At 43.7% G+C, this 547-nt stretch carries 1 pseudogene; it reads left to right on the forward strand.

Features of this window, described 5'->3' with window-relative positions:
• Nucleotides 1-160: 160 nt before the first annotated feature.
• Nucleotides 161-547: pseudogene (gene pyrG / locus A3739_RS15055) on the forward strand (CTP synthetase); the annotation flags it as partial.

Here is a 547-nt window from a genome sequence, read left to right on the forward strand (position 1 = left end):
GGTATTCTGGCGCCCCATCTTGAGGTGCTAATTCGCCTCCCTTTCTTCGCAAATTTTTAGCGATTTGCTAGTAGTTTACTGATATTGGTAGTCACGTTGTTGTGCTAATGAAATTCATTAGGCGCGTGATTGGTTTTGTTTTTGAATCGACAGGGTTTACATGACTCGTTTTATATTCGTCACCGGCGGCGTTGTTTCTTCGTTAGGTAAAGGTATTGCTTCTGCTTCCCTAGCAGCAATTTTAGAAGCTCGTGGACTAAAAGTCACAATGCTGAAGCTGGATCCATATATTAACGTTGACCCAGGGACGATGAGTCCCTTTCAGCATGGCGAAGTATTCGTTACTGAAGACGGAGCAGAGACTGACTTAGATCTTGGTCATTATGAGCGTTACATCCGCACTAAAATGACTAAGCGCAACAACTTTACGAGTGGACGTGTCTATGAAGATGTCATTCGTAAAGAGCGTCGTGGTGATTACTTGGGCGGAACTGTTCAGGTAATTCCGCACATTACGGATGAAATTAAACGTCGTGTTGTTGAAGGT

This window comes from Oleiphilus sp. HI0067 (assembly GCF_001635735.1).